Annotated in this window: 23 protein-coding genes and 1 other RNA gene; 19 read left to right on the forward strand and 5 right to left on the reverse strand. The window is 44.1% G+C overall.

All coding sequences use genetic code 11. The annotated features are described in order from the left end of the window. Window positions 1–2 precede the first annotated feature (2 nt). Window positions 3–449: a hypothetical protein gene (locus tag IPP67_05115; protein ID MBL0338550.1), complete on the reverse strand. Its 447-nt coding sequence runs from the start codon at window positions 447–449 to the stop codon at window positions 3–5. Window positions 450–781: 332 nt separating this feature from the next. Between IPP67_05115 and IPP67_05120 the strand changes: the two genes are divergently transcribed. Continuing rightward, window positions 782–2,260, forward strand: a complete 1,479-nt coding sequence (locus tag IPP67_05120) for an NAD-dependent succinate-semialdehyde dehydrogenase (protein ID MBL0338551.1) — start codon at window positions 782–784, stop codon at window positions 2,258–2,260. 9 nt (window positions 2,261–2,269) lie between these two features. Then, complete coding sequence (locus IPP67_05125) at window positions 2,270–3,412, forward strand: nicotinate phosphoribosyltransferase (GenBank protein MBL0338552.1); 1,143 nt, start codon at window positions 2,270–2,272, stop codon at window positions 3,410–3,412. Window positions 3,413–3,527: 115 nt separating this feature from the next. Here the strand turns inward: IPP67_05125 and IPP67_05130 are convergent, their stop codons facing one another. Further along, window positions 3,528–4,748, reverse strand: coding sequence for a CoA transferase (locus tag IPP67_05130; protein ID MBL0338553.1), 1,221 nt, complete (start codon window positions 4,746–4,748; stop codon window positions 3,528–3,530). A gap of 25 nt (window positions 4,749–4,773) precedes the next feature. Next, complete coding sequence (ruvX, locus tag IPP67_05135; GenBank protein ID MBL0338554.1) at window positions 4,774–5,262, reverse strand: Holliday junction resolvase RuvX; 489 nt, start codon at window positions 5,260–5,262, stop codon at window positions 4,774–4,776. Between the two features lie 309 nt (window positions 5,263–5,571). On the opposite strand from ruvX, the gene IPP67_05140 reads away from it, so the two are divergent. Further along, window positions 5,572–6,330 (forward strand): LysE family transporter, encoded by a 759-nt coding sequence (locus IPP67_05140; protein ID MBL0338555.1) that lies wholly within the window; start codon window positions 5,572–5,574, stop codon window positions 6,328–6,330. A 185-nt stretch (window positions 6,331–6,515) separates the two neighbouring features. Here IPP67_05140 and hemB read toward each other — a convergent pair whose 3' ends face one another. Further along, entirely contained in the window at window positions 6,516–7,565 is a 1,050-nt protein-coding gene (gene hemB / locus IPP67_05145) for a porphobilinogen synthase (protein ID MBL0338556.1), read from the reverse strand. A gap of 66 nt (window positions 7,566–7,631) precedes the next feature. Continuing rightward, the gene (locus IPP67_05150) at window positions 7,632–9,416 is read right to left on the reverse strand and encodes an acyl-CoA dehydrogenase (GenBank protein ID MBL0338557.1); all 1,785 of its coding nucleotides are present in this window, start codon (window positions 9,414–9,416) and stop codon (window positions 7,632–7,634) included. A 633-nt stretch (window positions 9,417–10,049) separates the two neighbouring features. Between IPP67_05150 and IPP67_05155 the strand changes: the two genes are divergently transcribed. From IPP67_05155 to tilS, 16 genes are all read left to right on the forward strand, one after another. After that, a complete protein-coding gene (locus tag IPP67_05155) occupies window positions 10,050–10,367 on the forward strand; it encodes a cell division protein ZapA (protein ID MBL0338558.1) in 318 nt (105 codons plus the stop codon). Window positions 10,368–10,377: 10 nt separating this feature from the next. After that, window positions 10,378–10,533, forward strand: a non-coding RNA gene (ssrS, locus tag IPP67_05160) — 6S RNA. A gap of 209 nt (window positions 10,534–10,742) precedes the next feature. After that, the gene (locus tag IPP67_05165; protein ID MBL0338559.1) at window positions 10,743–11,363 is read left to right on the forward strand and encodes a 5-formyltetrahydrofolate cyclo-ligase; all 621 of its coding nucleotides are present in this window, start codon (window positions 10,743–10,745) and stop codon (window positions 11,361–11,363) included. A 44-nt stretch (window positions 11,364–11,407) separates the two neighbouring features. Further along, on the forward strand, window positions 11,408–12,229 hold the full coding sequence (locus IPP67_05170) for a TIGR00282 family metallophosphoesterase (protein ID MBL0338560.1): 822 nt from the start codon (window positions 11,408–11,410) through the stop codon (window positions 12,227–12,229). Between the two features lie 169 nt (window positions 12,230–12,398). Next, window positions 12,399–13,127, forward strand: coding sequence for a YebC/PmpR family DNA-binding transcriptional regulator (locus tag IPP67_05175; GenBank protein MBL0338561.1), 729 nt, complete (start codon window positions 12,399–12,401; stop codon window positions 13,125–13,127). Window positions 13,128–13,141: 14 nt separating this feature from the next. Then, complete coding sequence (ruvC, locus tag IPP67_05180; protein ID MBL0338562.1) at window positions 13,142–13,666, forward strand: crossover junction endodeoxyribonuclease RuvC; 525 nt, start codon at window positions 13,142–13,144, stop codon at window positions 13,664–13,666. Then, the gene (gene ruvA, locus IPP67_05185; protein MBL0338563.1) at window positions 13,663–14,283 is read left to right on the forward strand and encodes a Holliday junction branch migration protein RuvA; all 621 of its coding nucleotides are present in this window, start codon (window positions 13,663–13,665) and stop codon (window positions 14,281–14,283) included. The genes ruvC and ruvA overlap by 4 nt, the downstream gene beginning before the upstream one ends. After that, entirely contained in the window at window positions 14,280–15,353 is a 1,074-nt protein-coding gene (ruvB, locus tag IPP67_05190; protein MBL0338564.1) for a Holliday junction branch migration DNA helicase RuvB, read from the forward strand. Before ruvA ends, ruvB begins: the two co-directional genes overlap by 4 nt. Next, entirely contained in the window at window positions 15,346–15,825 is a 480-nt protein-coding gene (gene ybgC / locus IPP67_05195; GenBank protein ID MBL0338565.1) for a tol-pal system-associated acyl-CoA thioesterase, read from the forward strand. The genes ruvB and ybgC overlap by 8 nt, the downstream gene beginning before the upstream one ends. Next, window positions 15,791–16,555 carry a MotA/TolQ/ExbB proton channel family protein gene (locus IPP67_05200; GenBank protein ID MBL0338566.1) on the forward strand — a complete coding sequence of 255 codons (765 nt, stop codon included), beginning with the start codon at window positions 15,791–15,793 and terminating at the stop codon, window positions 16,553–16,555. Before ybgC ends, IPP67_05200 begins: the two co-directional genes overlap by 35 nt. Then, a complete protein-coding gene (locus IPP67_05205; protein ID MBL0338567.1) occupies window positions 16,555–16,998 on the forward strand; it encodes an ExbD/TolR family protein in 444 nt (147 codons plus the stop codon). Before IPP67_05200 ends, IPP67_05205 begins: the two co-directional genes overlap by 1 nt. A 3-nt stretch (window positions 16,999–17,001) precedes the next feature. Further along, on the forward strand, window positions 17,002–17,904 hold the full coding sequence (locus tag IPP67_05210; protein ID MBL0338568.1) for a cell envelope integrity protein TolA: 903 nt from the start codon (window positions 17,002–17,004) through the stop codon (window positions 17,902–17,904). Window positions 17,905–17,941: 37 nt separating this feature from the next. Then, window positions 17,942–19,306, forward strand: coding sequence for a Tol-Pal system protein TolB (gene tolB / locus IPP67_05215; protein MBL0338569.1), 1,365 nt, complete (start codon window positions 17,942–17,944; stop codon window positions 19,304–19,306). Between the two features lie 178 nt (window positions 19,307–19,484). Then, window positions 19,485–20,042: a peptidoglycan-associated lipoprotein Pal gene (gene pal / locus IPP67_05220; GenBank protein ID MBL0338570.1), complete on the forward strand. Its 558-nt coding sequence runs from the start codon at window positions 19,485–19,487 to the stop codon at window positions 20,040–20,042. Between the two features lie 61 nt (window positions 20,043–20,103). Beyond that, window positions 20,104–21,042, forward strand: a complete 939-nt coding sequence (gene ybgF / locus IPP67_05225; GenBank protein MBL0338571.1) for a tol-pal system protein YbgF — start codon at window positions 20,104–20,106, stop codon at window positions 21,040–21,042. A 3-nt stretch (window positions 21,043–21,045) separates the two neighbouring features. Further along, a complete protein-coding gene (gene tilS / locus IPP67_05230) occupies window positions 21,046–22,383 on the forward strand; it encodes a tRNA lysidine(34) synthetase TilS (protein ID MBL0338572.1) in 1,338 nt (445 codons plus the stop codon). The last annotated feature ends 150 nt before the right edge of the window (window positions 22,384–22,533 follow it).

Raw genomic sequence — 22,533 nt, forward strand, 5'->3', positions numbered from 1 at the left:
GATTATTTAAGCCAAGAAATGGGTTTGTTACAAACAGTTGTTTCAGTCATGGCAGTTCCGGTGGGCAAATGGCGGGAATTACCATTTTCAATCATCAGGGAATAAGCGATGATAACGGTTTCATGGTTTTTAGATAATGGGTGGTCTGCAAAGATGATTTGGCTATCGGTTAAGCCGATATTGAAACAGCTGGTACGCAGCCCGGATATTTCCTGATCGTCAAAATACGAAAAGCAAGCTTTCGGATTTTCCTCTCTAACCCACCAAATGCCTTTATAATAACAATCATCCCAAAAATAGGTGGACCGGCCATCGGCTTGGTAATACTCAATCCATTGACGGCCAGGATCATTGCTGAATTCTCCAATGATCGTATGTTCCTGAAATAGGGTTTTTAATAGCTGTTCATCTTCAATCCAATTGATTGACGAGTTTTGGCCAAATGACATGGTCGGTAAAAACCAAATGATTAATAACCCAGTAAAGAAGGGACTGAGAAATCGATAGAAGCTATTACCTAGTGATAAGAGCTTGGAATATCGGTAAGTCATTAAATAAAGATGCTTAAATTGATGCAAATGCCCTAATCTTTCCTACAATAGATTGCCTGCCCGTGAAAACATACAAATCCTACCTGATGATCTGAATGAATGATAGAGGCTTTTTACGGTATAGCCGATTGCTTGGTTGAATATTAAGATTGCAGGTGCTATAAAACGTAAATCAATTATCGTCAGTTGGTGAAAAAAATTCTTCTTGTCCTTTATTGTAGGGTTATCCCATGAACCATTCAAAAACACTGCCTTTAAAAGATCACAGCCTTTTGAAACCGCAAGCCTATATTGCTGGAAAATGGTTGGGTGCGGACAATCAAAAAACCATTGCCGTCAAAAATCCGGCAAATGGGCAAGTAATATCAGAAATCCCTCATATGGGTCAGGGGGAAACCAAGCGCGCGATCGAAGCGGCCCATGCGGCTTGGCCCGTCTGGCGGGCAAAATCCGCGAAGGAACGGTCGCAAATATTGCGGAAATGGTATGATTTGATTTTGCAAAACCAGGAAGATTTGGCTTTAATCATGACGGCAGAGCAAGGAAAGCCCCTGGTCGAATCGAGATCAGAGGTTGCCTATGGCGCGTCCTTTATTGAATGGTTTGCCGAAGAGGGCAAGCGCGTTTATGGCGATGTCATCCCTCACTCGCAATCCGATAAGCGGATTGTTGTTTTAAAACAGCCGGTCGGTGTGGTGGCTGCCATCACCCCTTGGAATTTCCCTAATGCGATGATCACGCGTAAATGCGGCCCTGCTTTGGCTGCTGGCTGCACCATCGTAATCAAACCGGCTACCCAAACGCCGCTTTCTGCTTTTGCATTAGTGGTGTTGGCGGAACGTGCGGGTTTTCCAGCTGGCGTAATCAATATTGTTACTGGCTCCGCGCAAGAAATTGGTAAGGAATTAACCACCAATCCCTTGGTACGCAAAGTCAGCTTTACGGGATCAACGGAGGTTGGGAAGATATTGATGCAGCAATGTGCTGGCACGGTTAAAAAGCTGTCTCTTGAATTAGGGGGCAATGCCCCTTTCATCGTTTTTGATGATGCGGATATCGATGCAGCGGTTGAGGGGGCGATCGCTTCCAAATTCCGCAATGCCGGTCAAACTTGCGTGTGCGCTAACCGCTTGTTGGTACAAGACAAAATATATGACAGTTTTGCCAAGAAATTAACCGAAGCAGTTACAAAATTAAAAATTGGCAATGGGGCAGAATCAGGGGTACAACAGGGCCCTTTGATTGATATGAAAGCGATTGCCAAAATTGAGCAGCATATTGAAGATGCGCTGAAAAAAGGTGCAAAATTGATTGCTGGCGGAAAAAAGCATACCCTAGGGCATAGTTTTTTTGAACCAACTGTTATGACGGGTGTTACGGGTGCCATGCTGGTGGCTCACGAGGAGACTTTTGGCCCCCTGGCCCCTTTATTCCGGTTTAAAACGGAACAAGAAGCCATTCAACTGGCGAACGCCACTGAATATGGATTGGCAGGTTATTTTTACAGCCGTGATCTTGCCCGCGTGTGGCGGGTTGCCGAAGCGCTGGAATGCGGGATTGTGGGTATTAACACCGGCATTATTTCAACTGAAGTGGCGCCGTTCGGGGGGATTAAAGAAAGCGGTATGGGTCGGGAAGGTTCTAAATATGGCATCGAAGATTTTATTGAGATAAAGTATCTTTGTATTGGCGGCATTCACCCTGTTTAATAGAGTTTTATGATGATACATGAATCTTTTTCCGAAACCCAAATTAGCCAATGGACAGACAAGTATTTTGCAAGCACGAAAAAAATCGTGGAGAAATTTGGCGACAATAAGGTGACTTATGCGGTTTTCATGCGTCGTCCGGTTGTGTCGGCCCCTAAACTGGCGATTGATTGGCTCAATCAAATTGCCAAACTTCGCCAGACAACATTTGAGATCGAATGTCTTTACCCGGAAGGAAAATGGGTGGGGGCGGGGGAGCCGATTTTATACATCACCGGCCAATTTTCCCAACTAGTTGATTTAGAAACCTTGTTTTTGCAGAAATTAGGGCCAGCTTGCGTGGCGGCTTTTAACGCCTATACCATGTGTGCGGATCTGCCAAAAGTTGCTTTCATTGCGATGGATGCTCGCCATTGTGCAGGGCTTGAGATGGCAGAAATCATGGCTTATGCGGCCAGTGTCGGCTCCGATCGGGCGAAGCGTAAAGTGGGGGCTAAGGGATTTATTGGCAATGCCACGGCAGCCACGGCCCATTATTTTAACCGCTCCGATGCCTTAGGTACAATGCCACATGCCTTAATTGGGTATGCGGGATCAACATTACGGGCAGTTGAGTTATACCAACAAACTTTCCCAACGGAGCCTGTAACGGCCTTGGTCGATTATTTTGGCAAAGAAATTACTGATAGTTTGGAAGTTTGCCATAAATTCCGTAATCTGATTGCCCAAGAAAAGCTAAGTATCCGTTTAGATACGCCAGGCAGCCGTTTTATCGAAGGATTGGATCAGGCTAAATCTTATGCAGTCTTAGATAAAGTTGCCCCTCAGGCAATTCGCGGTTACCGAACGGAAGCAGAATTAAAATATCTGGTGGGGGCAGGGGTTTCTGCCGCTGCGGTTTTTTGCTTAAGGGAAGCTTTGGATGCCCACGGTTTCCAAAAAGTTAAAATTGTTGTTTCATCTGGTTTTGATCCTGCCAAATGTAAAGTGATGGCGGAAGCCAAAGCGCCGATTGATGTGGTTGGCACCGGTTCTTATTTGCCGCTGATTTGGACGGAAACCTATGCCACGGGTGATATCATTGAATATAACGGCCAACAACGGGTCAAAATTGGTCGTGAGTTTTTATTCCGCAAAAATCCAAAAACCTAAATTGACAGGTGTCAATCATGATAGGGTATAAGAGTTTCTATTCATTTCTTAAACCTCCTTTGCACTAAACCCAGGCTTTTTTGAGCCCTAGTACTTCGAGTGAAGCAATGGAACCTTACCCAACAATATTCTTTTTTCGCAAAGCTAAAATTTCAGAGCGGGAAAGGTTTAGGATATCTTTTAAAACTTCCTCCGTGTGTTCGCCAAGGCGGGGGGGAGCCGTCCGGTAAGTGACAGGGGTAGCTGACATTTTAATGGGGTTGCCGATTAATTCAACCTCTTGGGAAGAAGACAAAGGATAATCCATCTTTATTTTCATGTTCCGTGCTAGAATTTGCGGATCCTCAAAAACTTGGGCAATATTATTGACGGGGCTGCAAGGTACGCCCATGGTTGTTAATTGGTCGACCCAATATTTTTGAGGATGTTGACGGGTGATATCTTGCAACAACGGGTATAAAATACTGCGGTTTTTGACTCGTTGATGATTAGTATTAAACCGCGGATCTTCACTAATTTGGAAACATTGAGCTACTTGACAGAATTTTTGGAATTGCTGGTCATTGCCGATGGCTAAAACAAAATGACCATCTTGGCAGGGCATCACGGTATAAGGAACGATGTTTGGATGTTCATTGCCAAAACGTTGAGGCGTCTGACCTGAGGTCAAATAATTCATCCCAACATTGGCAAGCCAGGCCACTTGGGTATCCAACAAACCCAAATCAATATATTGGCCGTGCTGATGGTGATGGCGGTGGTTAAGGGCGGCCAATACGGCAACTGCTGCATACATGCCACACATTAAATCGGCCACAGCCACCCCAACCTTCATCGGCTGACCGTTTAATTCACCGGTAATACTCATTAACCCACCCATTGCCTGTGCTAAAAAATCATAACCAGGTCTTGCAGCATAGGGACCGTTTTGGCCAAATCCCGTAATGGAACAATAAATTAATTGGGGGAAGTCCGGTGATAATTGCGGATAGGCCAGGCCGTATTTTTCCATATCGCCAACTTTGAAATTTTCAATCAATATATCACAGCTGCCCGCTAAATTTTTAATTAAATCCTGGCCGGGTTTTTGGGCAATATCGATGGCTAAGGATTTTTTATTACGGTTTGCAGATAAATAATAAGCGCTTTCCGTGCTTTCCTGGCCCTTACTGTTTTTGACGTAAGGAGGACCCCATTTTCTGGTATCGTCCCCTGCGCCGGGTTTTTCTATTTTGATCACCTCTGCTCCCAAATCACCCAAAAGCTGCGTGCAACTGGGGCCCGCCAAAATCCTTGTCAGATCAAGAACCCGAATACCTGTTAAAGAGCCGATCATTTTTCCCCCAATTTTCATGTGTTCTTTATATGCTTGATGATGTCGCGATCAAGGTGGATGAAAAACTATCCAGAAAACCTTGTAATATATAGGTGGCTGCCAGTTTATCAACCAGTTTATCCCTTTTCTGCCGGGAGATATCCGCGTCAATCATCTGCCGATTGACGGCCATGGTGGATAACCGTTCATCCCAGAAAATAATCGGGATATCTTTTTTTTGGATAATGTTTTTGGCAAATTGCTGCACCGATTGGCATCTTGGCCCTTCACTGCCATTCATATTGAGAGGAAATCCGATGACGACCACATATATCTGAAATTCATCAATGGTTTTTTGCAATTCCATGTAATCTCGGTGAAATTTTTGCCGCTTGATGGTGCGTAAAGGGGAGGCAATGATTAATCCTGCATCACTCAGTGCTATGCCAATGGTTTTCTCCCCGACATCCAAGCCTATGATCCGGGAATGGCGAGATTTGTGCAAAAGTAAAAATTCTTGTCTGGTAATAATCATGGCGTCCAATTTTAATACGGATGAGATAAGTTAATTATGATACGAAAATATAACTGGCTTTGCCAAAGATATGCTATTATTTTCTGCATAGTTAAGCGATCACCCTTTGGTAAATCCATGAGACAGGGATAACATTAAGTTTATTTTTTATAATTACCTGTTATGTTGAACCTTTCAGGTAAGAATACCTCATTCACCATCACGACGGAAAGATAAGCGATTGATTGACGATAAAAAATGGCCGTTATTTTTATACCCGATGAGACTGGCCAGTTATCAATTAATTTTTGGCGATAAACGGTCTTAGCCATGGGTGCAGAAGAATATGGGTTGCTGATGCTGGTAATCAAGGGCGCCTCAATCGGATTTGTGATAGGCATTCCCGTTGGGCCGACTGCATTGCTGCTCATACGACGCACTATTGTATCGGGTTGGGCTGGCGGGCTATCTGTAAGTGCAGGGGCAGCTTTTGCCGATGCTGTTTATGGAGGGGTTGCGGCCTATGGTTTATCGCTAGTAGGCAATTTTTTTATCTATTACAAAGAATGGGTTAGTGTAATTGGTTTTATTATTTTAGTGAGTTTGGGGATTGTGGAATGGCGTTCGCATCCGCCCGATCCTTTGGCCAATAACCCAACCGATCCCAAAACCCTTATCAGGGGTTTTGCGGTTTCTTTGTCCATTACCTTTTTTAATCCCATGACCTTGTTTTCGATGACGGCGATAATGGCTGGATTTGGCGTATTGGGACAAGGGGTTGGCAAGTTAGGTGATCCGGTTTATGGGGATTTCGCGATTATATTATTCATTATAGCCCTTTTTCTAGGATCTTTGATCTGGTGGACATTATTAACCCTCATAACAAAATTTATTAAAAACCGCTTAAGCCAAAAAATGCTCTTAAGATTAAGCCGCTTCTCAGCTATTTTATTGGTTGGTTTTGGCATCTATGTCTTGACCCATACCTTTCAAATGACCGAAGAGCAGAGCAATAACAATCTTGATGATCTGGCCCCAAATTCCATTAGCTTTATGCCCAAGGAGGTAGGCTTTGTTTTCCTTGGATAAGCCCTTATAGGGAAGTTGCATCGGCCAAAATTGGGGATCTCTTAAAAAGACAGTAAAATAGGTGCTGAAAACAGATTGTTTTTTTTGAGCAACAAAGCTGATTGGCTAGATATTCATGACCTTTTGCCCAAAGAAAACGATAGGGACAAACCTGGGAATATAGACATAAACTCTTAACCCCTGGGTTACATCTCTAATTGATCCAGCTTACTTGCCACGTCAAGGGCTGCATAGGTCAGAATTGCATTGGCACCTGCCCTTTTAAAGGCCAGCAAACTTTCCAGCATTAATTTTGTTGAATCCCCCCAGCCGTTTTGTCCAGCGCTTTGGATCATGGCGTATTCGCCACTCACTTGATAAACGAAAGTCGGCATTTGGAAGGTGGTTTTCACGCGGTATAGGATATCCAAATAAGGCAATCCCGGTTTAACCATTAAAATATCTGCACCTTCCTTGATATCCAAATCGCACTCCCGCAAGGCTTCATCACTGTTGGCGGGGTTCATTTGGTATGTTCTTTTGTCTTTTTTGCCAAGAGCTCTGGCTGATCCTACCGCTTGCCTGAAGGGGCCGTAGAAAGAAGACGCGTATTTGACGGCATAGGAAAGGATGGCGCAGTTGATAAAGCCTGATTGATCCAAACTTTGCCTGATAGCGCCAATGCGACCGTCCATCATATCGGAGGGTGCGACCATATCTGCCCCTGCTTCTGCCTGGGCTAACGCTTGCTTACACAAAACTTCAACGGTTTGATCATTATGAATTTCTTCGTTGATCATTAATCCATCATGGCCGTGGGGCGTATAGGGATCTAACGCAACGTCACAAATTACGCCGATTTCAGGCACATTTTTTTTAATTGCCCGAATGGCTTGATTGCAAAGGTTGTTGGGGTTATATGCTTCTTTCGCATCATCAGATTTTTTCTCGGTAGGTACCACCGGAAAAATGGCAATCGCCGGAATGCCAAGTTTGGCTGCCTGGGAAGCGGTTTTTAATAGATGATCAAGGGATAATCGATGGATGCCCGGCATTGCAGGTATTGGTATTTGGTCTTCCCTACCTTCATGAATAAAGACCGGTAAAATTAGGTCAGTTGCCTGTAAAGTATTTTCTGCCAATAATCGGCGATACCAAGGATGTAGGCGGTTGCGCCTTAAGCGGGTGCTTGGAAATTGGCCATTTGCTGAAAAGGGAGCTGTGGATTTTTTAATAAAAGAAGGGGTGAAAATCATGGGTTTATCCTATCAAGTGTCGGTCAAAAAGGCTATATTTGAATTACCCTTATGTATTATAAAGAATCAGAAAGAAATGATCGGTAATTCCAAAATCGAGGAACATCCCCCCATCACTGTAATGGCATCTTGCTCAGCTTGGGGTAAAATACTGTCAGCATAAAATTTGGCAATCAATAGCCTGTTTTGATGAACAGCCGGATCAATTTTTGCCATGCCTAGTAACCGCTTGCTGGCGATCGTCCCCTCCGCTAACAACCAACCCATATAGACTGTCCCGAATAAATGGATATAGGGGTTGGCACCGGCCAAAATTCGTGCGGAATTTTGGCGGTAATTTTCCAAAATCCAATCGGTTGTTTCTTCTAAGGCATCAATACCGGCCTCGAGTGAAAAACGGATAGAGGCTCCATCTTCCGTCAATTCACGGGTTAAGGCGGGGATAGTTTCACGCATGCCATCTAAAAATATCCGGACGGAAGCCCCGTTCTTTTCCAGTAATTCACTGGTGATAACCTGTTGCGCTAACATCCCGTTGGTTCCCCCGAAGGTTAAGGACGCAAAAGCATTATGCAGGCTTTGCAGGATAGCCGAATCTTTTCTATTGCCAGCGGCTGCATGAATTTGCATGGCAAGGGTGGTGATCTGAATGGAATATTGGCTGCACCAGTTTTTTAATATCGGTAATAACAACGTAAATAAGGATCGGTAGCGATATTGTTCGGCAGGGTCAAAATGGTTCCGGGCGCGATCAAGGGCGCCAGCTGCAAAATAAACACCGCTACGCATGGCTTGGATCAGCGAGCGCATTGTCATTAAAACGCGACGGACATCGGGATGCATAATAATGGGGACACTGCCTGAATTTTTATGGGCCTGCCCTTGGATGCGGGCACGCGCAAAAAAAACACTTTCCTGATAAACCCGTTCCGATATCCCCAATGTTTGGGTGCAAACGAGTAATCGTTGTGTTTGTAACATGTGCTCGGTGTAAAAATGACCTTTCGTTATATCACCGAGGGCGAATCCAATAGCGCCTGCTTGCGGTCCAAAATTGATAGACGAAATAGGGCAGCCGGTTAACGCTAATTTACTTTCCAAGCCCTGGCAAAACACATCATTAGGCAACTCTTGATTTTGGGGTGTGCCGGTATATTGGGGGACCATAAATAAAGATAAATTGTCCCCCGTCATCGGGCTGCCTTGCAATTTAGCTAAAGTTAAGTGAATTTTCTGTTCCGTTAAAGAATGTTGTCCATACGTTACCCATTGTTTCTGGCCGCTAATCCGGTGATGATTACCGACAGGCCAAGCCCGGGTTTTGATGGCACGAAGATCTGAGCCCGCTTGTTCTTCGGTAATATCGATAGAAGCCGTCATTTTTCCCTGAGAAAGGGCTGGCAGAAAAATCTCCTGAAGGGCGGGACTGCCAAATTGTTTGATGGCATCTAAGGCACTGATGGTGGAAATCCAGATGGAAGCTAAAGAGGGGCAAGCTGCATGCCAAATTTCTTGCAAGGCAACTTGCAAGGACCAATTGATAGGGGTTGAAACATTCGGGTTGCTTAGTGGCAGCAACCATTCTTGTTGATAGAATTCCCGAAAAGCCCGATCAAAGCCAGGTGGGCAGATAACTTGCCCATCATGATAAATACTTTCTTCAATTTTGGTAGGTTCCGATAAGGGCAAAAGATACTCGGTTGCAAAACGCTGGGCTTGTTCAAAACGACTAGTGTCAAATTTCGGCAGGCCTTTTTTGTGTGTATTCTGAAACCCCAGAATTTCCGGAAGCTGAACTATTTCTTCCAAAACAAAGGTCATTTCTCGAATGGGTGGGGCATATCTGACCATACAAAACTCAAAATTGGGTGATTTATTTTTTGATATCAAGAAATAATAAAACAATATAGAATGATTGCCAAACTTTATATATATTGAATTATATTGTCATTAACTTCTTTGGGAAACCAGAATGATAACTCCTGCAAATCTTTTGAAAATCATTTTCATTATCGGTATTGTTGCCGGATGGTTTTTTTGGAAAAGATCATTGAGATTACGGGCTTTATTTCAAAAAGGGTATTCTGCAAAACAATCGCCACAAAAAATTGAAAACATGCTGGATTGCGATAAATGTCATGCTTATATCCCGGTATCAGGGGTAAAATTATGCCAGAAGAAGGCTTGCCCCTTGCAATAAGACGATGATCCAGATAAAACCCATTATGACTAATCCATAAGCGATTAGCCGTTTTGTTGCGGTCAAGCGGTCAAAAAATAGGGAAATCCTGCCTTGAAACAGCGTCGGCAATAACCATTTTTTGATAAAAAAGTGATGATAGCAACCTTAGAAAAGAAAAACTTACAACAACAAAAATTTCTTTTAAGGTCATAGCCGCAGAATTGTTTAAAAATATTTAGATAAAATAGGCCTGATGGAATCATAAAAAAAGCAGGTAGAGATAAAATGCGAAGGAACAATTAATGAGCACGGTTAAAATTAATATTCTGGATCACCAATATGATATTTCCTGTGACAATGGGATGGAAGATCATGTGAGAAAACTAGCTCAGGAGTTTTCTTTGCGGTTGCAAGAATTAAGAAAATCTTCTGGTGCAATGGATGAGAATCGGTTGTTGATCGTAACAGGATTATTGCTGATAAATGAGTTACATGAAAATCGGGGTAGCGAGCAAAAAACCGCGAGGTCCCCTGATCCAAAAGTGGTTGGTTTGATGGAAATAGTAGAAAAATTAATTAAACGTATCGAAAGCCTTGCTGAAAAATTAGAGAAGCGGTAGAGTGTATTCCTAAGAGCTGCTCTGTGCGATAGGCTCAATATTCCTGAGGCCTATATTATCTTCTAGGGAGCTGTCCCTGTCAGGATCGTGGTTCTGATATATGGTGCCCACCTGCATGTCGCGGGCCACAGAAGAAATAGTAGTCACCGGCAGTAGCGGCTCTACCTTATAACAATACGAAAACCCATATATTTAAAAGGCGGCAAGGCTTTTTGTAAAGATACAGATCGATTTTTTAAGGGCGCTCATTTCATGCAAATAACGTACCATCAAATCAGAAAGAAAACAGCGATTATCCTCAGAAGATGAGAATAATATTGACCTTAGGATTTTTTCTCATGAATGAAAACTCTTAATGAATAATAAAAGACAAAAATGCCGCAAACATCAAAAAACCGAAAACAAGAGTTGCGATTGCTTTATCAGTCCATACGGCAGCAATTGGGTGCTCAGGCAACAGAACTCAATAAAAAAATTACCCAGCAATTACAAGGCTATTTAAGCAATCGCCAAGGGGATGTATTGGCGGGATATGAGCCTGTTAATGGAGAAGTTGATCCACGGGAATTAATGGGATATTGGCATCAAGAGGGTAATGCTGTGGGATTGCCGGTGGTGATTAATAAAGAATATCCCCTAATTTTTCGTCTTTGGCAGCCTGGAATCTCCTTAGTTAAACCAAATGGTCCGGGAGGATCTGTACCTTCGGCCGATATGCCGGAAATTTTCCCTGCCGTTATTTTAGTGCCTTTATTGGCTTTTGATCGTTTAGGTAACCGTTTGGGATATGGCGGCGGATATTATGATAGGACCATTTATTTCTTAAGGCGCCACCGGTTGGTCCATATTGTGGGTGTCGGTTTTTCTTGTCAGGAAGCGAAGGCTTTACCAACGAATAGATATGATCAGAAATTGGATGTGGTTATTACGGAGGAGGAAGTTATCCCTATTCTACCTTCTACCACGAAACGTCCAAGGGTAAATAATAACGGGTAATGAAAAGTGAATAAGATAATGAATTTACCATGTAGGAAGTTTTAATGCGTTTATTGTTTTTGGGCGATATTATCGGTCGCAGCGGACGGGAAGTGGCAGAACGCCATGTGCCGAATTTGCGCAAGTTGCTGAAATTAGATGTAGTGGTTGCCAATGGCGAGAATGCCGCTGCAGGTTTCGGCATTACGGGACAAATCTGCCAAGCATTTTATCAGTTAGGCGTGGATGTTATTACGACTGGTAACCATATTTGGGATCAAAAAGAAACATTGTCTGGGATCCAAAAAGATCCTCGATTGATAAGGCCAGCCAACTTCCCGCCGGGCACGCCTGGAAAGGGCAGTTATCTCCATCAAACGCCTAAAGGCGAGAAAATATTGGTTATTAATGTAATGGGCCGGTTATATATGGAAACTTTAGACGACCCCTTTGCGGCGGTGGAGAAAGAATTATCTATGCAGCGGTTGGGGGGTAGTGTTGCGGCCATTATGGTGGATTTCCACGCGGAAGCCAGCAGTGAGAAAATGGCCATGGGGCATTATTTGGATGGCAGGGTTTCTGCCGTTTTGGGTACGCATACCCATGTGCCGACGGCTGATGCCCAAATCTTACCTGGGGGAACAGCTTACCAGACCGACGCTGGTATGTGCGGGGATTACAATTCGGTGATCGGTATGGATAAAACAGCACCCATTCAACGTTTTACTAAGAAATTGCCAACCGATCGCTTGACGCCTGCTTTAGGGCAAGGAACTTTATGTGGCGTCTTTATTGAAACAGATCCTACCACAGGGCTTGCCAAAATAATTCAACCGGTACGGCTGGACGGTCGGTTACAAAATACGGATTTGCAGGCAATCCTCTAACTTTTTATCTTATCTAACCCATTGCTTTTTTCAAAGAACAGGGCTTAAGTAAAACGGTAATATGAACCGCAAACTAAGCTGAGACGCTGAAGTGCATAAGGTTCTCAGTATAAGCAATAGATAACAAGCTATCGTTGATGATAGGTGTGATGGATTAGGGTTAGAGAAAATGGCAGGTCATTCGCAATTTAAAAATATTATGCACCGCAAAGGCATTCAAGATGCCAAGCGGGCAAAAATTTTCACCAAATTAATTCGGGAATTAACGACTGCCGCTCGGCAAGGGGCGGTAGATCTAAGTATTAACCCCCGGCTGCGGGCAGCGGTGACATCGGCAAGAATCGCCAACATGCCGCGGGATACGATTGATCGGGCAATTAAACGCGGTGCAGGCCATGAAGATGGCACGATGTACGACTCCGTCCGTTATGAAGGATTTGGTCCTGCAGGGATTGCAATTATTGTGGAGGCGTTAACCGATAACCGGAACCGGACGGCATCAGAGATCCGCACAGCTTTTAATAAGCATGGTGGCAATCTGGGGGAAAGCAACAGTGTTTCTTTTATGTTTCAACGTAAGGGCGTTGTCACTATTCCTAAGAATCAGATCAGTGGTGATGAATTATTAGAAATTGTTTTAGAGATTGGGGCGGATGATCTTCAATCCGATGAGGAACATCATTATGTTACAACTGCCATTGAGAGTTTTGGCCAAGTGCGGGATGAATTAGAAAAGAAGATCGGCAATATCAAAGAAGCAAAATTGTCTTGGATTGCCAACAGCACTAATTTAGTTGGTGGAGAAACAGCCGAAAGTTTGATGAAATTGATGGATGCTTTAGAAGATAGCGATGATGTCCAAGCTATTTTTATGAATGCGGAAATTGACGAAACTTAATCTACGGCAAAGGGATGATAGGACAGCAAATGCGGATTATTGGTTTAGATCCTGGTTTAAGGCATACCGGTTGGGGGGTTATCCAGAGCAATGGTTCCCATCTGCAGCACATTGCGGACGGCACCATCCACCCGCCTACGGATCAACCCATGGCCAATCGACTAGCTTATCTGGCTTTGGCCTTAAAGGCTGTGCTTGAACAATACCGGCCTGAGAATGCGGCGGTTGAAGAAACTTTTGTTAATAAAAACCCCCTAACTACCTTAAAATTGGGGTTTGCGCGCGGGGTTGTTATGATGGCCCCAGCTTTGCTTGGGATTGACGTATCGGAATATCCGGCTAACCAGGTAAAAAGCTCGGTTGTAGGGGCGGGTCACGCTGATAAAAACCAAGTGCAATTAATGGTCAAGTTTTTATTGCCGGGGTTTCAGCTAACAACCCCGGATAGCGCGGATGCGTTGGCTGTTGCTATCTGTCATGCTCATCGTGCCGGTACATTACAACGTTGGTCTGCCACAGCAGTGCGGAGTTTGGTATGATTGCAAAATTATCGGGCCAGGTTGATTCGATCGGGGTTGACCATTTAGTAATCGATGTGGGGGGGGTAGGTTTTATGGTTTTTTGTTCCAGCAAATTTTTGGCAATTGCCCAGCTGGCCAAAAAGCTACATTTGTTTGTGGAGACCCATATACGGGAAGATCATATCCATTTATACGGCTTTGGATCCGAGCAAGAGCGGGCGGTCTTCCGTTTATTAACATCTGTCCAAGGGGTGGGGCCAAAATCAGCTTTAGCGATACAATCGGCGTTAAATGCCCAAGAAATCGGCCAAGCGGTGCATCATGACCAAAAGACGATACTGATGCGGGCAAACGGGATCGGCGCCAAGTTGGCCACCCGGATTATTATGGAACTAAAAGATAAAATTCTTGGGGATTTAGCTGCTGCACCCTTATCAACGATCCAGGAAAATCAGGAATCATCTGCCTTGCTGCCAGCACAGATGATGGAGGATGCTGTTTCTGCCTTGGTAAATCTTGGTTACCGGCGTGTTGATGTCGTGCAGGTAATTCAACGGGTGACCCAAAAAAATATTTCTGAAACTTGGACTTTAAGTGCCCTTATTCGTAAAACTTTAGCTGAGTTAAGCGTATGACGGAACAGCGTCTGGTCAGTGTGCAACAGTTACCCGAAGATCAGGTGGAATCATCTATTCGCCCGCAATTCCTAACGGATTTCGTCGGACAGAAGCAGTTGCGTGCCAATTTAGAAATTTTTATCCAAGCGGCCCGCCAGCGCGGGGAAGCCTTAGACCATATTTTATTTTATGGCCCCCCTGGCCTTGGTAAAACTACCCTTTCTCATATTGTGGCGCGCGAATTAGGGGTTGGATTCCGGGCTACTTCAGGCCCTTTATTAACCAAAGCCGGAGATTTAGCGGCTTTGCTAACCAACTTGCAACCCCGGGATGTTATGTTTATTGATGAGATCCATCGGCTTAGCCCGACGATTGAAGAAGTGCTTTATCCGGCGATGGAAGATTTCCAGCTAGATTTGATTATCGGCGAAGGCCCTGCTGCCAGAAGCGTTCGCATTGATTTACCACCTTTTACCCTGATTGGGGCAACTACCCGGGCTGGTTTGTTAACGACCCCATTGCGGGAAAGATTCGGCATTCCGCTGCGTTTGGAATTTTATACTTTAAGCGAATTGGAAACCATTGTGCGGCGTGCGGCCAAGATTTTAAATTGCTCGTTAAGTCCTGATGGAGCAACTGAAATTGCTAAACGCTGCCGGGGGACACCCCGCATTGCCGGCCGATTGTTACGGCGGATCAGGGATTTTTCCTTAATTCGCGGCATTGAAAATATCACCGGGCGTATTGCTGATAAAATATTATTGGAACTTGATGTGGATGTGAACGGGTTGGATAATATGGATCGGCGATATTTGAATTGTATCGCGGGTATTTATGATGGGGGGCCTGTCGGCATCGAAACTTTATCTGCTTATTTGTCCGAACAGCGCGATGCGATTGAAGAAATGGTAGAGCCTTATTTGTTACAGCAGGGCCTTATTCAACGGACATCCCGTGGGCGAACATTAACACAAGGCGGATACCGCTATTTAGGGTTAACTCCACCTCATGCAGCAGGTACTGTCCATACCGATCAATTCGCTTTTCCGTTGCCGGATGACAAGATGGAGGGGGAAGCAGATGAGTAACGCTCCCTTCCTTTCTTCCTACCGCGTTTATTATGAAGATACCGATGCGGCGGGTGTCGTTTATTATGCAAATTATTTAAAGTATGCTGAACGTGCCCGCACCGAATATCTTAGGCATATACACGAATCACCCTCCCAGATTGCTGAAAAACACGGTGTGGTTTTTGTGGTTCGCAAATGCGAAATTGACTACATGCTTCCGGCATTTTTGGATGATATGTTGGTTGTTCAAACCAAGATCAGCCAAGTTAGAGCGGCGATGATCGGGATGGAACAGCAAATTATTCGCAACCAGCAACATCTTGTTCAGATTAAGATTATTCTTGCATGTGTTGAAGCAGGAAAAATTCAAGTAGCCCGGATTCCTCTGCTTTTGCGCCAGAAACTTGCTGATTTTTGCCCCGAATCATTGAAATCTATGACAAAGGAAATTCATCATGGATCCCCAAATCCTAACCTCCGCCACCAATAAGGTAGATGCCCTGTCCATCGGATTGGCCCAAACAGGGCAATCTTGGTCTTTTATCCAGTTGTTCTTAAAAGCCGATTTTATTGTACAAACCGTGATGGTATTATTGATCTTTGCTTCCATCAGTTGCTGGGCAATTATTGCCGATAAAACCATGGGGTTGCGGCGTTTTAATAAAAATTTAGATGTTTTCCGACTGTTGTTGGTTGATACCCCCACTTGGGCAGAATTGATTGATGCGATTAAATTGTTGCCATCGGGCACAGGTTCGAAAATAATCCAAGGGATTTTAGCTGAATGGGATTATATCAACAACACGGTACGGGCTGCCAATGATGGAGAAGTTTCCTTAACAGAAACAGAGAATCGTTTGGAAAAGCGTGTTTCCTATATGTTGCAAGAAGAAATTGCCAGTCTGGAAAAGGGATTATCGGTTTTGGCTTCTACCGGATCTGTAGCGCCTTTTGTTGGGTTGTTTGGAACAGTTTGGGGCATTATGAATAGTTTTATGTCAATTGCAGCCAGCCAAGATAATAGTTTGGCAATTGTAGCGCCTGGGGTTGCTGAAGCTTTGATGGCAACTGCTTTCGGATTGGTTGCAGCCATCCCTGCAGTTTTGGCTTATAATCGCTTGTCAGCATCTATTTATCATCACGCCCAGAAGTTAGAAATTTTTGCCAGCCAAGCCGTAAAAATGGTACTGCATAAACTGGGGCAAGAGGGGAAATCGTAATGGCTTTTCAATCCGCACCATCCTGCCATGCAAGAAAAAATTCCTACCGGCATGCCAAACCGATGTCAGAGATTAATGTTACCCCATTTGTTGATGTCATGCTCGTCCTGTTGGTTATCTTCATGGTCACTGCCCCTTTATTGACGGCCGGAATTCCTGTTGATATGCCCAAAACTTCAGGGCAAAATATCAATCCTTCCAAAGAAATGGTTGAAATCACTGTGAACCGCGAGGGAAAAATATTCCTTCAGGAAACCCCGCTTATTTTATCCGAATTAATTGAAAGATTAAAAGCCATCCGGGCAACGCAGCCAAATTTACGTATCATTTTGCGTGGCGATCGGTCAACGGATTATGGAACCGTGGTGGAGGTTGCGGGCGCCATCACCAATGCCGGTTTCCCCCACATTACCCTTCGGGCACAACAAGTGGCAGCCCCTTGAAAAATGATAACAGAATCCCCCAACCGTCCCCTAGTTTCCATACAAGCGAAAGTCATCTCGGTTTTTTTACACGTCTTTTTACTGGGTGTCCTGTTATGGCCTAACAGTTCGCAGTCAGTTCCGAAAACATTGGAATTGTCGGTTTCGGTAGAATTTGAACAAGATATTATTTCTGATCCTGCAGTTGTGACCGATCCCTTCAATCAAGCTGTTGTTGATCCAAACGCTGGATTGCATCAAACGGATTCATCTGTAACTAATCCCCAAACTCTAAATATCCTGGATTCACTTATTCCTCTTCAACAATTGGTATTTGTGCCTGATACTACCCCCCCACTGTTGCCGGACACCACTGAAACTAGGGAATCTCATCCGGTTAATCCTTTCACTAGTTACGAACTGCCTGCTGTAAAGCCTACGCCTATAAAGCCGATTGCCCAACGATTACCTTTGCCGCGCGATTTTCCTCCTGGTAAGCCTGTGCAAGAAAAACCATTAGTTACAACGTCGCGAGCAATTAATCTGCCAAATTTTGTTCCGATTAAACCAATCGAGGGGGTTTTATCCTCAGCCAACCCAAATGCTTCCACAAATAACGTCAATCGGCATCAGCCGGTATCTTTGGCAGAACAGAAATTGATTATGCAGCAAATACATCAAAATTGGTCAACCGATAACGGTGGGCGCAATTATGAAAACTTCCAAGTGGTGATCAGGGTTCAATTGCGGCCTGATGGCACCATTTTTAATTTAAAATCACAACTTGACCCTGCTTTTGGTAATGACAGCTATTATGCAACTTTTGTCCGCAATGCTGAAAATGCTGTTTGGAAAACCACTAAAATTATTTTCCCAAAAGAAAGATATCAGGATTTCAAAGAATTAGAATTGGTTTTTAGCCCTTAATCAAACGTCAGATTGATGTTTATTAAAAAAGGAGTGGATGGTGGAAAAAAGAAGAAAGCAACCCCGTTTATCAAAATTTTACGGCGGTTTAAAGGTAGGTTTGGCCTTAGTTTCAACTATTTATATTGTTGCTATGGTGGCGATAGCTACCGCGCAGCAACCGTTACGGATTAATATTAATAACCCCAATATTTCACCTTTAACAATTGCTATCGCGGATTTTATCCCCGATCAGGCTTCAGAAAATGATTTGGCAGCCAGGATTACCCGAATTGTGCAAGCCGATTTGGGACGTTCCGGGTTATTCCGCAACATCGATAAAAATGCTTTTATCCAAACCGCAGGGGCGGTGTTGCAAAATACCCCTCGTTACCAGGATTGGCAGGCGATTGGCGCACAAGCATTGGTTGTTGGCAAAATGTCCCGTCTGGATGATGGCAGGTTACGGTTGGAATTTTATCTATATGATATCAACAGTAAAAAACGTATGGTGGCTTTAGCCTTGACCGCTACAGCAAGCGATTGGCGACGGATTGGGCATAAGATTGCGGATAATATTTATTCCCAACTGACCGGTGAAGATGGGTATTTTGATACCCAGATTCTTTATATTGCGGAAACAGGGCCTCAAAACAACCGCCAGAAAAAACTGGCAATCATGGATCAGGATGGGGAAAATAACCACTTTTTAAGTGATGGGCGCGTCTTGATTATAACGCCGCGTTTTTCACCGAATTCACGCGAAATTACCTATATGGCATATACAGACAATCAGCCGCGGGTATATTTGTTTAATTTAGAAACAGGACAACAAGAATTATTAGGCGATTTTCCTGGTATGACTTTTGCTCCTCGCTTTTCTCCCGACGGAAATAAAGTGATTATTAGCATGGCGGTTGATGGTAATAGCGAAATTTATGTCATGGACATCCGCACCCGCAGGCAAACCCGGTTGACCAATCATCCCTCGATTGATACATCCCCATCTTTCTCACCTGATAGCAGTAAAATTGTTTTTAACTCGGATCGAGGGGGGACACAGCAAATCTATACCATGAACGCCGATGGTAGCAATGTTAGGCGAGTCAGTTACGGTAACGGTAGATACGGTACGCCTGTTTGGTCGCCGCGCGGTGATTTAATTGCCTTTACCAAAATAGCTGACGGCGAATTTTCCATAGGCGTTATGCGTCCAGACGGTAGTGGGGAAAAGATTCTGAGTACCTCTTATTTGGTTGAGGGGCCGACCTGGTCTCCCAATGGTCGGGTTATTACCTTTTTCCGCCAAACCCCAGCTGGTAATTCACGTTTAGTGGCGATTGATGTCACGGGGCGTTATGAAAGGGAGATTGCAACACCAACTGACGCTTCTGATCCCGCTTGGTCACCTCTGCGCAAATAAAGGATCTTAGAAACCAAATGGGTTATTTGAAGTTTGGATCAATGATTTCTCAGGAATTTGATTTTACTTTCCGGCGAATCATCTCCATTCTGCAACGAATATGAGTAAATAAGAAAAACGTTAACGATACCTCACTTTTTTAAGTTTTTATATGGATAAGGAAAATCAGATGACATTGATGACACATCAAAAATTTTTGACTTTATTGGTTGCAGCACTAGCGTTAGTGGGCTGTTCATCAAAAAATTCGGACGGTACGGGTACGAATGGTGAATTGGGTTCAACCCAGCAAGAGGGAAGTTCAGAAACTGTCAACCATTCAACCGGGGTTTATGGGACCAATACCACCGGTGATTCTTTGGGTGTGGAAAGTGTTTCAGGTGTTGCAGGAGAATTTCAGCAAGCAGTTGGCGACCGGGTGTTTTTTGGCACGGACCGTTATGATTTAGATGCCGAAGCCCAAGGGATTTTGAAGCGGCAGGCGGAGTGGTTAAAGCAGCATCCTGATTTGCGGATTACCATTCAAGGACATTGTGATGAACGGGGCACTAGGGAATATAACTTGGCTTTAGGGGATAGACGTGCCGCATCAATTAAAAATTATCTGGTGGCCTTAGGGGTGTCTGCTAACCGTATCCGTACCGTTAGCTACGGAAAAGAGAAGCCAGAGATGGTGGGGATGGGAGAAAATGTTTGGGCCCAAAACCGTCGGGGTGTAATTGTCCCGGGTAATTAAAAGGTTCAAGAAAATATTTTTGAGAACATCCCAGTTGCCGAGGATAAAAGGTAGGGATAAAATGACACATGATATAAACCGTTTATGGTATATGCCTTTATTCAAAATGGCAGTGGTGGTGCTGTTATTCACAAGTGGTGTGGGTTACAGCCCTGCCTGGTCGCAGCAACCGACAGTTTCGTCTTTATCAACCCGGATTGAGCAGTTACAAGCCGCTTTTAATAGGTTGCAGCAGCAGGTGCAACAATTGGCTGGGTCAGCTGATTCCAATTTGTTGGCCAATCAAGAAATTCGGCTGCAGGAGCTGCAAAATGAGTTAACTTTTGTCAATGGCCAAATGGAAGAATTGGGATACGCCTTGCGCCAGTTGGCGGAAAGGCTGGATAAAGAGCAACAAGAGACAGATTACCGTTTAAAAAACCTAGAAGAATTGCTTGTTCCAAAAAACGGACCAAACGGACAAAATTGGGGCAACCAATTGCCAGGACAAAACAGTAGGCAACATACGGATAGCATCCCACCTTATAAACCCTTTTCCAGTCGCCCGATGCCTCCTGCCATACCGCCAGTACCGGTGGTTCCTGCTCAAAACAATATTTTACCGTCAGGAACTATGCAAAGCCAGTATGATTTTGCTTTTTCCTTGCTGAAACAGGGAAATTATGAGGAAGCCGGGCAGGCTTTCCAAGAATTCTTGCAGCTATATCCGCAGCAGGAATTAGCAGGAAATGCTGCCTATTGGTTAGGTGAATCATATTATGCACGGAAGGATTACCAACGATCGGCTCAAATTTTTGCAGAAGGATTTAAGAATTATCCGGGTAGTTCGAAAGCTCCGGATAATCTTTTGAAGTTGGCTTTATCTTTCTCTAATGTGGGATCAACGGTTGAGGCTTGCTCCACCCTCAAGGTTCTTGGACAACGGTTTCCTCAAGCTACACCGACTATTTTGGAACGGATGAGGTCGGAGCGCCAGCGCTTGAATTGTCCCGCGCGTTGAAAGATGAAAACGAACCTTCTCGAACAAGCTTTTACTGAGAGTATGAAGCAGTTTGAGCCCTTTGAAAATAACCCGGTTTTAGCTCTTGCGGTTTCAGGCGGTCCTGATAGCATGGCCCTGCTTCATTGTGCTTGCCGCTGGAAGCAATCACGCCAAGCTTCCCTGACGATATTGACAGTTAATCATCAATTGCGCGCCGAAGCCAAAGATGAGGTTACAAAAGTTGCAGAATGGGCGAAGAATCTAGGACTTCCTTGTCATACCCTAACCATTCCTGATAAATTATCAGGCAACAATATTTCTGCCCAAGCACGGGAATGGCGCTACCGATTATTAACCAGATGGTGCCGAGACAATCACGTTCTGCATTTACTAACCGCTCATCATCAAGATGATCAAGTGGAGACATTTTTTAACCGTCTTGAACGTGGTAGCGGCGTTGAGGGCTTATCTTGTATGCGTCAGATAACCTACATGAATGGGGTGCGTTTATTGCGTCCGTTGCTCTCCAGCCCTAAAGAATTAATTAGCCAATTTCTACTAAAGGAAAAAATTGATTGGGTTAAAGATCCAACGAACGAAGATGATAATTATTTCCGGGCCCGTTTCCGCAAAATTTTTCCTCAATTATCTGACCAAGGGCTCGTTTCGGCACCACGTGTTATGTTGGCTATCGCCAATCTCCAACGCGCCAATGCCATGATTGAGGATGAACTAAGCCGATTAACGGCACAATATATAGAAATTTCGCCAGCCGGTTATATGATGATAGATACCGGTTTCTTTAACAAAGCTCCTGCGGAAGTTGCTTTGCGCGTTCTTAACAGATGTTTGATGATTATAGGAGGGCACAGGGATAGCGTGCGTTATTCAACCCTTAATCATTTATACCAGAGGCTGCTTCAGGTCCCCTTGTCAACCGCAACTGCCGCCGGATGCTGTGTAACGCGTGGAATCAAAAATAAAATTATGATTTATCGGGAGCCGCATGCTATTGCAGCACCCTTAAAATTAGAATTTGGCGAACAATTATGGGATTGCAGATTCATAGTTACGTATTCAGCTGCAAAAAAGGATCAAATGACTTGCCATATGGGTCAGTTGAGTTTGGGCCGCTCTGCTTTATTAAAATGGCTGAAGAATAATTGTATCACCCTTAGCTCCGTTCAAAGATACCTTCTAAAAAATCTTCCAAGCCAAGTTTACCCAACGTTGCCTGCAATTTATCAGCAAGATCAATTGGTAGTGGTTCCTTATTTCAATTGCCATATACCTTTATTCAATTTATCAGATTTTTCCGCAGTATTATGGACCGCTAGATCGTTAACGAAGATGGAGTAAATCTAAAATTTTTTTCAGGATTTAAGTTGACAGGTATAGGTTACAGTAAAAATTACCTCCTGTTACCAGCATATGATGTATCCTGAATGAATAAGTATTTTAAAATCCGAAAGATTTATTAAGGAATGGGATGGATTATTGTTTTTTTCA

It is taken from the genome of Rhodospirillaceae bacterium (genome assembly GCA_016722635.1).
In the GTDB taxonomy this organism is placed as follows: domain Bacteria; phylum Pseudomonadota; class Alphaproteobacteria; order JAEUKQ01; family JAEUKQ01; genus JAEUKQ01.

Excerpts from the sequence above, each read along its gene's own strand:
- IPP67_05155 (MBL0338558.1), top strand. The coding sequence starts at position 10,050 with ATGAGCACGGTTAAAATTAATATTCTGGATCACCAATATGATATTTCC.
- ybgC (MBL0338565.1), top strand. The coding sequence starts at position 15,346 with ATGAGTAACGCTCCCTTCCTTTCTTCCTACCGCGTTTATTATGAAGAT.
- IPP67_05210 (MBL0338568.1), top strand. The coding sequence starts at position 17,002 with ATGATAACAGAATCCCCCAACCGTCCCCTAGTTTCCATACAAGCGAAA.
- pal (MBL0338570.1), top strand. The coding sequence starts at position 19,485 with ATGACACATCAAAAATTTTTGACTTTATTGGTTGCAGCACTAGCGTTA.
- ruvX (MBL0338554.1), bottom strand. The coding sequence starts at position 5,262 with ATGATTATTACCAGACAAGAATTTTTACTTTTGCACAAATCTCGCCAT.
- ruvC (MBL0338562.1), top strand. The coding sequence starts at position 13,142 with ATGATAGGACAGCAAATGCGGATTATTGGTTTAGATCCTGGTTTAAGG.
- IPP67_05115 (MBL0338550.1), bottom strand. The coding sequence starts at position 449 with ATGTCATTTGGCCAAAACTCGTCAATCAATTGGATTGAAGATGAACAG.
- hemB (MBL0338556.1), bottom strand. The coding sequence starts at position 7,565 with ATGATTTTCACCCCTTCTTTTATTAAAAAATCCACAGCTCCCTTTTCA.
- IPP67_05170 (MBL0338560.1), top strand. The coding sequence starts at position 11,408 with ATGCGTTTATTGTTTTTGGGCGATATTATCGGTCGCAGCGGACGGGAA.
- IPP67_05125 (MBL0338552.1), top strand. The coding sequence starts at position 2,270 with ATGATGATACATGAATCTTTTTCCGAAACCCAAATTAGCCAATGGACA.
- ybgF (MBL0338571.1), top strand. The coding sequence starts at position 20,104 with ATGACACATGATATAAACCGTTTATGGTATATGCCTTTATTCAAAATG.
- IPP67_05165 (MBL0338559.1), top strand. The coding sequence starts at position 10,743 with ATGCCGCAAACATCAAAAAACCGAAAACAAGAGTTGCGATTGCTTTAT.
- IPP67_05175 (MBL0338561.1), top strand. The coding sequence starts at position 12,399 with ATGGCAGGTCATTCGCAATTTAAAAATATTATGCACCGCAAAGGCATT.
- tolB (MBL0338569.1), top strand. The coding sequence starts at position 17,942 with ATGGTGGAAAAAAGAAGAAAGCAACCCCGTTTATCAAAATTTTACGGC.
- IPP67_05130 (MBL0338553.1), bottom strand. The coding sequence starts at position 4,748 with ATGATCGGCTCTTTAACAGGTATTCGGGTTCTTGATCTGACAAGGATT.
- ruvA (MBL0338563.1), top strand. The coding sequence starts at position 13,663 with ATGATTGCAAAATTATCGGGCCAGGTTGATTCGATCGGGGTTGACCAT.
- tilS (MBL0338572.1), top strand. The coding sequence starts at position 21,046 with ATGAAAACGAACCTTCTCGAACAAGCTTTTACTGAGAGTATGAAGCAG.
- IPP67_05120 (MBL0338551.1), top strand. The coding sequence starts at position 782 with ATGAACCATTCAAAAACACTGCCTTTAAAAGATCACAGCCTTTTGAAA.
- IPP67_05200 (MBL0338566.1), top strand. The coding sequence starts at position 15,791 with ATGGATCCCCAAATCCTAACCTCCGCCACCAATAAGGTAGATGCCCTG.
- ruvB (MBL0338564.1), top strand. The coding sequence starts at position 14,280 with ATGACGGAACAGCGTCTGGTCAGTGTGCAACAGTTACCCGAAGATCAG.
- IPP67_05150 (MBL0338557.1), bottom strand. The coding sequence starts at position 9,416 with ATGGTCAGATATGCCCCACCCATTCGAGAAATGACCTTTGTTTTGGAA.
- IPP67_05140 (MBL0338555.1), top strand. The coding sequence starts at position 5,572 with ATGGGTGCAGAAGAATATGGGTTGCTGATGCTGGTAATCAAGGGCGCC.
- IPP67_05205 (MBL0338567.1), top strand. The coding sequence starts at position 16,555 with ATGGCTTTTCAATCCGCACCATCCTGCCATGCAAGAAAAAATTCCTAC.